Origin of the sequence: Paraburkholderia sp. (assembly GCF_049581445.1) — a bacterium.
In the GTDB taxonomy this organism is placed as follows: domain Bacteria; phylum Pseudomonadota; class Gammaproteobacteria; order Burkholderiales; family Burkholderiaceae; genus Paraburkholderia.
The window spans coordinates 1-11,620 of record NZ_JBAURZ010000406.1 but is presented as its reverse complement, the minus strand read 5'-3'; the positions used below and the strand labels follow the sequence as shown (position 1 = coordinate 11,620).

The following is an 11,620-nucleotide window of genomic DNA, read 5'->3' as shown; positions in this document are numbered from 1 at the left end:
CACGACGGCCGCTTTCTTGCGCGAGCCGCCTACAGCCCACACTCGCAGATCCGGGCGCGCGTGTGGAGCTTCGACGAGAGCGAGCCGATCGACCATGCCTTCTTCAAGCGCCGCGTGCAGCGCGCAGTCGAGCACCGCAAGGCGATGGTGCACAACACCGGCGCCGTGCGGCTGATTTTCGGCGAAGCCGACGGCTTGCCAGGCTTGATCGTCGACCACTACGTCGCCGACGCAGCGGGCCAGCGCGATCAACTCGTCTGCCAGTTCATGGCAACCGGGGTGGAGACGTGGAAAGAGGCGATCGTCGCCGCGCTGATCGACGCGACTGGCTGTCCGAATGTCTACGAACGCTCGGATGTGTCGATTCGCGAAAAGGAAGGTCTCGAACAGACGACCGGCGTGCTGGCCGGCGAACCGCCGTCCGACCCGTTGATCGCCAGCGAAAACGGTGTGCGTTATCACGTGGACGTGCGCAACGGCCACAAAACCGGCTTTTACGTCGACCAACGCGACAACCGGGCGCTCGTGCAGGAGCTGGCGCAGGACCGCGAGGTGCTGAACTGCTTCTGCTATACCGGCGGCTTTTCGCTGGCGGCGCTTAAAGGCGGCGCGAAACGTGTGGTCTCGATCGATTCATCCGGCGAGGCCCTCGCATTGGCACAGCAAAACGTCACCGCCAATGGCTTCGACGCGGAGCGCGCTACCTGGCTCGACGCCGACGCGTTCAAGACCCTGCGCCGCCTCTACGACGACGGCGAGCGTTTCGACCTGGTCGTGCTGGACCCGCCCAAGTTCGCGCCGTCGCGCGAACATGTGGACAGGGCATCACGTGCCTACAAGGACATCAACCTGACTGGGCTCAAGCTGCTGCGCCCGGGCGGCCTGCTCTTCACCTATTCGTGCTCGGGCGCAATCGACGCCGAACTGTTCCAGAAGATCATTGCCGGTGCGGCGGCCGATGCGCGCGTCGACGCACGCATCCTGAAGCGCCTCTGTGCTGGCGTTGATCATCCGCTTCTCACTGCATTTCCTGAGGGCGAATATCTGAAAGGCCTATTGTTGCAAATCGCCTGATCGCCCATAGTTTCGGAATATTTCCTCTGCTGCTGAGGGCTCACACCCCTCCTTCAGACCCGGGCTTTAATTCGGCCTTTAAGCTGGATTTATAGCCCGGGTTTAAGGCCGATTTCTGGGCCTGGCCAGCAGCGGCTTGACAGATATGTTTCAATAACCGACCAGCGCGAGCTGCGCGGCTTTGGCCGCCGGCTTCGATACGCATTCCGATTCATGCACAAACAGGCGACCACCATGATTCCCGTCACTATCCTGACCGGCTTTCTCGGCAGCGGTAAAACCACCCTGCTCAAGCGCATCCTGAACGAAAAGCACGGCATGAAAATCGCCGTGATCGAGAACGAGTTCGGCGAAGAGAATATCGACAACGAGATCCTCGTGCAGGACTCGAATGAGCAGATCATCCAGATGAGCAACGGCTGCATCTGCTGCACGATTCGTGGCGACCTGGCGCGCGTGCTCAGCGACCTGGCGGCAAAAAAGCGCGCCGGCGAAGTGGATTTCGACCGCGTCGTAATCGAGACTACGGGTCTGGCTAACCCCGGCCCGGTGGCGCAGACGTTCTTCATGGATAACGAAATCGCCGACGAATTCCTGCTAGACGCGATCATCACGCTGGTCGACGCGAAGCACGCCAACCACCAGTTGGACGAGCACGAAGTGGTGCAACGCCAGGTTGGCTTCGCCGATCGCCTGTTCGTGACGAAAGCCGATCTGGTGGACGAGGCGGCCATGGACGATCTGCGCCATCGCCTGCTGCACATGAACCCGCGCGCGGCGATCAAAGTCGTGAATTTTGGTGAAGCCGACCTCAAGGAAATCTTCGATCTGCGCGGCTTCAATCTGAACTCCAAGCTCGAAATCGACCCCGATTTCCTTGCCGAAGACGAGCACGCGCATAGCCACGCCCATGCGCACGACGAGCATGGCCACACCCATGATCACGAGAATTGCGACCACGATCATGGCCAGTGTGATCATGAAGGGCACGACCACGGCCATCACCATCACGCGCATCACGACGACAAGATCAAATCGTTCGTGTTCCGCAGCGAGCGTCCGTTCGATCCGAACAAGCTGGAAGACTTTCTCGGCGGCATCCTGCAGATTTATGGCGAGCGGCTGCTGCGCTATAAGGGCGTGCTGTACATGAAGGGCGTGGACCGCAAAGTGGTGTTCCAGGGTGTGCATCAGATGATGGGCAGCGATCTGGCCGCGAAGTGGCAACCGGTCGAGAAAAAGAACAGCAAGATGGTGTTTATCGGCATCGAACTGCCGCAAGACCTGATCACAGACGGTCTGCAGGCCTGCCTGGTCTGACGAAAGGCCCGGGGAAAAGGCGTCGGGAACGCCAAATGCTACTGGGTCAGAGAGCCTGTGCTGAACCCGAATCAGGCCGAAAGCAGGCCGAAATCACGTGAATTGCGAAAAACGCGTGAAAACCCTGTTGCAGGAATCATGCACGGCCATCGCTTTTTGGCCGTGCGCGCGTTATATTTTCGGGATATCGGCGTGCAGCGGGGCGATTCCTTCCCATTGCGGTGCCGGATTATGATTCAGTTACAATACGTGCCCACTGGAGAATGAGAACGAAATGCCCGGTCGCGCGTAACCCGCGCTGGGTTCAATACGGCGCCGGAAAACCTAGTCCGGGGAGCATCACGCCAAAAAGCTGGCTGGCGCATCGCCTCGACAGGCCGCGTCGCCGGTAAAGCATGGCCTCAGGAGCATTTGAAGATCGTTTCCAGAGGAGTTCGGCCCCGCATTAGCGCCCGACGCTTCGGCGTCACGACAGCCTAACGTCCGTGTTCGCCCGCGCTCAAAGAGCCCGTCCAAGGCGCCTTTGCGGGCAACACGAAAGTGCGGGCATCCTGTAAGAGTTTTGCCTCACATTGAAGAAGCAAGCCAGATGACGACGAAACGACTCTTGACCGAAGCCGAAATCCTGAAGATGAGCGACAAGGATTACATGAATGAGGATCAGCTCGCTTTCTTCAAGAATAAGCTTGAACAGCTGCAGGCGGAAATTCTCCGCAATGCGGGCCAAACGACCGAAAACCTGCGCGAAACCGTGATCGTGCCGGACCCGGCCGATCGCGCAACGATCGAGGAAGAGCATGCGCTGGAACTGCGCACGCGCGACCGCGAACGCAAGCTGCTGAAGAAAGTACAGCAATCGCTTGCACGCATCGAATCGGGCGAATATGGCTGGTGCGAAGAAACTGGCGAGCCGATCGGGGTTCCCCGTATGCTCGCACGGCCAACGGCTACCCTGTCGCTCGAAGCGCAGGAACGCCGCGAACTGCGCCAGAAGCTGTTCGGCGACTGAACGCCACAGGCGCGGCTCGGGCCCGCGCCGCATCACGTTGCTTCGTCGAGAGGCGCACGGTGAACTGTGCGCCTTTTTTCTTTTGGTGCCACGCCTTCCTGTGCGGCCACCGTGGCTACGGCCGTACGTTATCAGCAGGTCGGCCGCGCGGGCTTCCGGTCCCCTCTCCCGTGCATCCCGCTTGCATACTTGCGGCACCAAGGCTTGACGCCACGTCAATTGCGCGGCTGCGACGGTCCTGACCGTCGCGGATTCGGTTCCACATCCCGCGCTGCGTAAATTTCCCGTATTTTTCCCGGCCTGGCCATCCGGCTAGCTCTTGATATGACCGCGCACGCCCTAAAATAAATCGGACATGCGTTGCACGAGCGCGCTCGGCCCGCTTTTCATCGGGCCATAAAGCACGCGCCGTCCGCCCAACCGGATTCAAGTGGTAGCGCATTGGCGCTGTGGCGCACGCGCGCTGCCGCGTCCTACCCGTTTAGCAAAAGGAACGCATATGGAGCAATTTCACGGCACGACGATCGTTTCCGTGCGCCGCGGTGACAAGGTCGCCTTGGGCGGCGACGGTCAGGTGACGCTCGGCAACATCGTCATGAAAGGCGGTGCGAAGAAAGTGCGGCGCATCTATAACGGCCAGGTGATGGTCGGCTTCGCCGGCGGCACCGCGGATGCCTTCTCGCTGCTCGACCGCTTCGAAGCCAAGCTCGAGAAGCATCAGGGCAATCTCACGCGCTCGGCGGTCGAACTTGCCAAAGACTGGCGCACCGACCGTATGCTGCGTCGGCTTGAGGCCATGCTGATTGCCGCCGACGCGCACACCACCCTCGTCATTACCGGCAACGGCGACGTGCTCGATCCCGAAGGCGGCATCTGCGCGATCGGCTCAGGCGGTGCCTATGCTCAGGCAGCGGCCAAGGCACTCGCTGACAACACCGACCTGTCGCCGCGCGAAATCGTTGAGAAATCACTGCAGATTGCTGGCGACATGTGCATCTATACGAATCACAACCGCGTTATCGAGACGATCGAGTAAGGACCCACGATGAGCACCATGACCCCGGCCGAGATCGTCTCGGAACTCGACAAGCACATCATCGGCCAAGGCCGCGCCAAGAAAGCCGTCGCCGTGGCGCTGCGCAACCGCTGGCGCCGTCAACAGGTTGGCGAGCCGCTGCGCCAGGAAATCACGCCGAAAAACATTCTGATGATCGGACCGACAGGCGTCGGCAAGACGGAAATTGCCCGGCGTCTGGCTAAACTCGCCGACGCGCCGTTCATCAAGATCGAAGCCACCAAGTTCACGGAAGTGGGTTACGTGGGCCGCGATGTAGACAGCATCGTGCGCGATCTGATGGAAATTTCGATCAAGCAAACGCGCGAAACCGAGATGCGCAAGGTGCGCACGAAGGCCGAAGATCAGGCCGAAGACCGGATTCTCGACATCCTGTTGCCGAGCGCGCGGCCGGTTGGCTTCGGCGCCAGTTCGAGCGCGGCAGACACAGCGGATGAAGGCAGCACGACGCGTCAGACGTTCCGTAAGCGCCTGCGAGAAGGTTTGCTCGACGACAAGGAAATTGAGCTCGATGTTGAGCAGCCGCAAGTCGGCATGGACATCATGGGGCCGCCGGGCATGGAAGACATGACCGAGCAGATCCGTTCCATGTTCGCGAACCTGGGTGGCGGCAAGAAAACGCGCCGCAAGCTGAAGGTCAAGGAAGCGTTGAAGGTGCTGACGGATGAGGAAGCCGGCAAGATGCTCAACGACGAGGAAGTGAAAACCAGGGCGGTGCAGAACGTCGAACAGAACGGCATTGTGTTCCTCGACGAAATCGACAAGATCGCCTCGCGTAGCGAAGCAGGCGGCGGCGAGGTATCGCGCCAAGGTGTGCAGCGCGATTTGCTGCCGCTCGTCGAAGGCACGACGATCAACACGAAGTACGGCATGGTAAAGACGGATCACATTCTGTTCATCGCCAGCGGTGCATTCCATCTCGCCAGGCCGAGCGATCTGATCCCTGAACTGCAAGGCCGCTTTCCGATTCGCGTCGAACTTGATTCGCTCTCCGTCAACGACTTCGAATCGATTCTCGTCTCGACCGATGCGAGCCTCGTCAAGCAATACCAGGCACTGCTAGCAACGGAAGACGTGCAGCTCGATTTTGCTGAAGACGGCATCCGCCGCCTCGCAGAGATCGCTTTCTCGGTGAACGAGAAGACTGAGAATATCGGTGCGCGTCGGTTGTATACGGTGATCGAAAAGCTGCTTGAGGAAGTGTCGTTTTCGGCCGGCAATCATGCGGGTACGAACGTGAGGATAGATGCGGCGTATGTGGATCGTGCGCTCAACGAAGTAGCGGACGACGAAGATCTGTCGCGCTATGTGCTGTGATGTCTCGCTGACACGCTGAGCCGCGCATGCGCGTGCTGCGCGTGGCACATGAAACGTTTCATACCCCGCGGCATACCGCTGTCTCGATAGTGCAAAGTAAAACGGGCGACCCCACAACGGGCCGCCCGTTTCTCATTCCAGCCGCCGCGCGGCTACGTTCGCTACTGCTTGACCGGCCGCTTGGCCAGCTTGCGCTGCAGCGTACGCCGATGCATGTTCAATGCGCGCGCCGTTGCTGAAATGTTCCCACCATGCTCGGCAAGCACGCGCTGGATATGCTCCCATTCAAGCCGCGCCACCGAAAGCGGCGTGGGATGTTCAATCGCCTCGTCCGCCTGCAGCGCGCTCGCCTCGCTTTGCAGTGCTGAAAGGATCGTCTCGACGTTCGCCGGCTTCGCCAGATAATTGTCGGCGCCATCCTTCACTGCCTGCACGGCGGTGGCGATACTCGCGTAACCCGTCAGAACCAACATGCGCGCATCGGGCTGCAGTTCGCGCAGCGGCGCAACGAGCGTAAGTCCCGAATCGTTGCCCAGATGTAAATCGACGGTGATCTGCCCGAACTTCTGCTGATTCGCGAGCTTGATCGCTTCTTCGGCGTTGTGTGCTTCGGCCACCGTATAGCCGCGCCGCGTCAGACCGCGTGCGAGGATGCCGGAGAATACTTCGTCGTCGTCGATCACCAGAAAATTCATGTCGCTCATGCCTGTTTCTCCGTATTGGATGACGCGGCGCCTGTGCGGCCCACGCCGGAAGATGGATGGTCCGCCGCGGGCAGGCGCAGCACCGCACGGGTGCCGCGCGGCTTGATCTCGCGGACATCCGACAGCTCGATCGAGCCGTGTAGCCGCGCCGCTGCCGAAAACGCCAGATACAAGCCGACGCCATGCCCGCCTTGCGTGCTGTCGACCGGCATCGCGCCTAGCGAGCCGCGCAGCGACGCCGGAATACCCGGCCCGGCGTCGCACACTTCAAATTCAATCCGATCGCCGTGCGACGACAAGCGCGCCGCAAGCGTCACGTGATCGCGGCTCGCGCGCGCCGCATTGTCAAGCAAGATGGTGAGAATCTGGCTGACCGCGACTGTGTCGTCAAGATTGAATTCAGCAGGCGCCGTGCCGAGTTGCTCGAATTTGACGTGCGGATGGCGCAGACGCCACTGCTGCGCAAACGACTCCAGCCATTCTCCGACCGGCTGCCGCGTAACCGTAGTCGATGCGCGCGTGCGCAGCCTCGCCAGTGCCGACGTGCATAGCGTCATTTGCTGTTCGAGCAACTCCAGGTCAGCCTTGTAGGGCGTAAGACCTTGGTCGGTGCGGGCAGCGTCGCGCAATTCTTCGGAGAGCATGGCAATGGTCGACAACGGCGTACCGATCTCATGCGCCACCGTGGCAGCCTGTACGCCGAGCGCCACGGCACGCTCATCGCGCAACAGGCGTTGCTGGGCGTCGCCGAGCGCCGCGTCGCGCAGGCGCAGCCCACGCGACATGCGCGCGACGAACCAGGCAATCAGTCCGACGCTCACCGTAAAGTTCACCCACATGCCCGCGCGGTAGTAGTCGAACAGATTGGCGGGGTTATCAAGATTCAGCGGCACCGAATCGAAACCAAGCACTGCGTAGCAAGCCACGGCAAAGGCAGCGAGCCACACCATCAGATACCACGGCAACACCGCCGCCGCAATGGCAAGCGAGGGCAGATACAACGAGACGAATGGATTGGTGGTGCCGCCTGAAAGAAACAGCAATGCCGACAAGGCGCCGAGGTCGACCCATAGTTGCCCGAACAGTTCGAGATTGGACTCGGGCCGCTGCTTCGCGACGCGAATCCAGGTCAGTCCGTTGAAGATCATTTCCAGGCCGATCACGAGCAGCATGGCCGGCACCGGTAGGTGCACGCCGAAGAAGATCTGGACGACCGCGATAGTGAGCAGCTGACCAATGATTGCCAGACTGCGCAGCCAGAAAAGATGCCCCAGGTTGACCCGGCCGGTGTTGGTTATACGATGCATGACAGGAGTCTACCTGTTCGGATCTGTCCTAAATACGGCGATGGGTTTCGACGGCACCATCGGCCGCTTGACAAACATCGTGCCACTACCAGGATAGATTCATGCAGCATATGATTTCCGCCCCCGGCCACCCCGCGTGGACGGCCTTTCTGATTTTTCTGCAACGTGCAGCGCTGGCCCGGCAGAATGGCCAGACCGAGGCGGGGTCAATCTGGCTCGATGCCGCCGCTCTTTTGCAGGTGCTCGACGATGCTGCCCTCCAGCACGTCACCCAGGCGCTGCTCGAACAGCACCGCCACGACGACGCCATCGCGCTCGCCGCCATTATTGCGCAACTGCGCACCGACGATGCGGTCGCCAGCTTTCGCCTGGGCTACACGCTGCAAATGGCGAATCGCCATCGCGACGCACTCGCGCCGTACCGCCGCGCGCTCGCGCTGAATCCCGAACTGCCGCAACTGCGCAACAATCTGGCGGGGGCGCTCGCGATCATTCGCGAGAACATATCTGAACAGGTGAGCCTGCTGGAAAGCGCGCTCCTGGCCAACCCGCTCGACAGCGATGCATGGACCAATCTGACACAGGCGAGCCGCTTCGCCATGAATTTGCCACGCGCCCTGCAAGCCGGCGAACGCGCGGTTCAACTGGCGCCTGGGAGCCCGCTGGCGCTGAACAACTATGCGCTGGCGCTCAAGGAAGCGCAACGTTGGGAGGAGGCCGAGCGCTTCACGCAACATGCCTGCGAACGCGCACCTGGCGATCCGTCGATGCGGTCCAATCTCGCCATGCTCCAGCTCACGCGTGGAAACTACGAGCATGGCTGGGCGGCGCATGAGGCGCGCTGGCAAGGTTCAAGCGAACTAGGCGGCGCGCGGCCGGCATTCCCGGCGCCGCAGTGGCAGGGCGAGTCGCTCGCGGGAAAAACCTTGCTGGTATGGGGCGAGCAGGGCATGGGTGACCTGCTGCAGTGCTGCCGCTTTATTCCCCTGCTGGCGCGACGCGTCCACGCACAAGGCGGACGCCTCGTATGGAACTCGTTTCCACAGATGGGCGCGTTGCTCGAACGCAGCCTGGCGCAATACGCGGACATGTATTCAGCGGGCGGCGGCGTCGAATGCCTGCCGCGCTTCGACTATGAAATCCCACTGCTGAGCGTGCCGCTCGTGCTTGGCACGGTTGGCAACACGCTGCCCGAGACCGTTCCGTATCTGCATCCTGATCCTGCTGCCAGCGCGGTCTGGCGCGCGCGCTTTGCTAGTGAGCGTCGGCTCAAGGTCGGGTTGGCCTGGACCGGCAGCCTCGACCATCAGCGCAATCCGTTTCGCCGCGTGGGCTGGGAGCGCTACGCCGCGGCATTAGCGGGTATCCAAGGTGCCGCGTTCTATTCTCTGCAACCCGGCGCTGCGGCGGATCTCGCCGCCGTCCGGGAGGCCGGCCTGACCATGATCGACCACACTGGTGACCTTCAAACTTTCGACGACACAGCTGCGTTTGTCAGCGCGCTCGATCTGGTTGTCACGGTTTGCACGTCGGTCGCCCATCTGGCTGGAGCGATCGGTCAGCGCACATGGGTGCTGCTCGACGCGAATCCACACTGGACGTGGCTGCTGGAGCGACGCGACAGCCCCTGGTATCCGTCCGCCACGCTCTACCGCCAGCGCGAGTTCGGCGATTGGGGGCCGGTCATGGAAGAGGTCACGCGGGATCTGAAAACGCTGATCAATCAGCGCACATAGGGTGCCGCCAGGGGCGTCCAGTTGCGCGGCGCATCCGGTTTAACGACGCACTCGGTTTGCACCACGCATTCGGCTTGCGCAAGGTACTAGCCGTCGTTGGCGCCCCGAGGACCCATCGGACCTGCCGCGTGCGCACGGGCAATTTCAGCCGCCAGGCATTCCGGACAAAGACAGCGCCCGCCCGGCTCCAACCGGTCAGCGGGCAACGCCGGCATGGCCTTGCACCAACATCCGGGCGGCGGCGCGTGCATCCCGCAGTCGAAGACGCTGCCGCAGCGCGGACAACGCACGCTCTTCACCTGCGCTTGTGAAGCGGGCGGATTCATGACAATCCCGAGACAGGCACCGGACATCCGGTGTGGAAATAATGCCACGTCCCGCATGCTGGTTGAAAGCGCCATTGCGCACTGCGAAATCACCGGACCACCCACGGCCAAATCACGTGTGGAAAACCCTGCTGCACCGCGCCAGTCCTGTACAATTCGCCGTGTTTCAACTGTTCCGTGCCTGAGCCTGCCGCCATGTCCGAAATTCCCGACCTCTCGCAGATCGCGCCCACCCTCAAGGCTGAAATCCTGGCCGAGGCGCTGCCCTACATTCGCCAGTATCACGGCAAGACCGTGGTCATCAAATACGGCGGCAACGCGATGACCGAAGAGCGTTTGAAGCAAGGCTTCGCGCGCGACGTGATTCTGCTCAAGCTGGTCGGCATCAATCCGGTCATCGTGCACGGTGGCGGTCCGCAGATCGACCAGGCACTCAAGAAGATCGGCAAGCAGGGCACGTTCATCCAGGGCATGCGCGTCACCGACGAAGAGACGATGGAAGTCGTTGAATGGGTGCTCGGCGGTGAAGTGCAGCAGGATATCGTCACGCTGATCAACCACTTCGGCGGCCAGGCAGTTGGCCTCACCGGTAAGGACGGCGGACTGATCCATGCGCGCAAGATGCTCATGCCGGATCGTGAAAATCCCGGCCAGTACATTGATATCGGTCAGGTCGGCGAGGTCGAGGCGATCAATCCGGCGGTGGTGAAGGCGCTGCAAGACGACGCGTTCATTCCGGTGATCTCGCCAATCGGCTTCGGTGAAGACGGTCTGTCGTACAACATCAACGCGGATCTGGTCGCGGGCAAGCTGGCAGTCGTGCTGAACGCCGAAAAGCTCGTCATGATGACCAATATCCCCGGCGTGATGGACAAGGAAGGCAACCTGCTCACCGATCTGTCCGCGCGAGAAATTGACGCGCTGTTCGAGGACGGCACCATCTCCGGCGGCATGCTGCCGAAAATCTCCTCGGCGCTCGACGCCGCGAAGAGCGGCGTGCGCTCGGTGCACATCGTCGACGGCCGCATCGAGCACTCCGTGCTGCTGGAAATTCTCACCGAACAGCCGTTCGGCACGATGATCCGCTCGCACTAAAGCCCTCTCTGTGTGCGGTCCGTCCTGCGGGCCGCACACGCTGGCTGGACGATGGATCGCTGGCGCCCGCTCGCTATCCTGTTTGTGCGGCGACGGCAAAAAACCGGCCCCAGCTCTCCCTCACCATGCGCACCTTTCCCTCAAGACACGCTAAACGACGTCGACCGCACATCGCGGGCGGCAGTCCGGTTTGGCTTTTCGATCTCGACAACACGCTGCATCACGCGTCGCATTCGATCTTTCCGGCCATCAACCGGGGCATGACGCAGTACATCATCGACACACTGCGAGTGGAGCGCGATGAGGCCAACCACCTGCGCTCTCATTACACCGAGCGCTACGGCGCGGCGCTGCTAGGTCTGACGCGCCACCACGCGATCGATCCACACGATTTCCTGAAGGTCGTGCATACCTTCCCCGACCTGCCTTCGATGGTACGCAGCGAGCGCGGCCTCGCGCGCCTTGTCGCCGCGCTTCCCGGCCGCAAGATCGTGCTCACCAATGCGCCCGAAGAATACGCGCGCGCGGTGCTGGCCGAGTTACGCATCGAGCGGCTGTTCGAGCGCGTGATCGCCATCGAACACATGCGCGACCGCCGCGGCTGGCGCGCCAAACCCGACGCCGGGATGCTGCGCCGGGCCATGCGCGACGCACACG

The 11,620-nt window shown here is 61.7% G+C and carries 11 protein-coding genes; 8 read left to right on the top strand and 3 right to left on the bottom strand.

The annotated features are described in order from the left end of the window. From WCA85_RS35180 to hslU, 5 genes are all read left to right on the top strand, one after another. Positions 1-1,074, top strand: a 1,074-nt coding sequence (locus tag WCA85_RS35180; RefSeq protein ID WP_424070389.1) for a class I SAM-dependent rRNA methyltransferase, incomplete at its 5' end; no start/stop codon positions are given. A gap of 234 nt (positions 1,075-1,308) precedes the next feature. Further along, entirely contained in the window at positions 1,309-2,394 is a 1,086-nt protein-coding gene (locus tag WCA85_RS35175) for a CobW family GTP-binding protein (RefSeq protein WP_424070387.1), read from the top strand. 589 nt (positions 2,395-2,983) lie between these two features. Continuing rightward, a complete protein-coding gene (gene dksA, locus WCA85_RS35170) occupies positions 2,984-3,403 on the top strand; it encodes an RNA polymerase-binding protein DksA (RefSeq protein WP_137959514.1) in 420 nt (139 codons plus the stop codon). Between the two features lie 499 nt (positions 3,404-3,902). Further along, positions 3,903-4,439 carry an ATP-dependent protease subunit HslV gene (gene hslV / locus WCA85_RS35165; RefSeq protein ID WP_424070385.1) on the top strand — a complete coding sequence of 179 codons (537 nt, stop codon included), beginning with the start codon at positions 3,903-3,905 and terminating at the stop codon, positions 4,437-4,439. Between the two features lie 9 nt (positions 4,440-4,448). Continuing rightward, entirely contained in the window at positions 4,449-5,795 is a 1,347-nt protein-coding gene (gene hslU, locus WCA85_RS35160) for an ATP-dependent protease ATPase subunit HslU (protein WP_424070383.1), read from the top strand. A gap of 161 nt (positions 5,796-5,956) precedes the next feature. Here the strand turns inward: hslU and WCA85_RS35155 are convergent, their stop codons facing one another. Further along, on the bottom strand, positions 5,957-6,499 hold the full coding sequence (locus WCA85_RS35155) for a response regulator transcription factor (RefSeq protein WP_424070381.1): 543 nt from the start codon (positions 6,497-6,499) through the stop codon (positions 5,957-5,959). Continuing rightward, the gene (locus WCA85_RS35150) at positions 6,496-7,806 is read right to left on the bottom strand and encodes an ATP-binding protein (protein ID WP_424070379.1); all 1,311 of its coding nucleotides are present in this window, start codon (positions 7,804-7,806) and stop codon (positions 6,496-6,498) included. Before WCA85_RS35150 ends, WCA85_RS35155 begins: the two co-directional genes overlap by 4 nt. A gap of 101 nt (positions 7,807-7,907) precedes the next feature. On the opposite strand from WCA85_RS35150, the gene WCA85_RS35145 reads away from it, so the two are divergent. Next, positions 7,908-9,542 carry a hypothetical protein gene (locus WCA85_RS35145; protein ID WP_424070377.1) on the top strand — a complete coding sequence of 545 codons (1,635 nt, stop codon included), beginning with the start codon at positions 7,908-7,910 and terminating at the stop codon, positions 9,540-9,542. Positions 9,543-9,628: 86 nt separating this feature from the next. Here the strand turns inward: WCA85_RS35145 and WCA85_RS35140 are convergent, their stop codons facing one another. Beyond that, the gene (locus WCA85_RS35140; RefSeq protein ID WP_424070391.1) at positions 9,629-9,868 is read right to left on the bottom strand and encodes a cysteine-rich CWC family protein; all 240 of its coding nucleotides are present in this window, start codon (positions 9,866-9,868) and stop codon (positions 9,629-9,631) included. Between the two features lie 195 nt (positions 9,869-10,063). Between WCA85_RS35140 and argB the strand changes: the two genes are divergently transcribed. Together argB and WCA85_RS35130 are read left to right on the top strand one after the other, a co-directional pair. Then, on the top strand, positions 10,064-10,963 hold the full coding sequence (argB, locus tag WCA85_RS35135) for an acetylglutamate kinase (RefSeq protein ID WP_424070375.1): 900 nt from the start codon (positions 10,064-10,066) through the stop codon (positions 10,961-10,963). A gap of 125 nt (positions 10,964-11,088) precedes the next feature. After that, the coding region (locus tag WCA85_RS35130; RefSeq protein WP_424070372.1) for an HAD family hydrolase at positions 11,089-11,620 on the top strand (532 nt) is incomplete at its 3' end.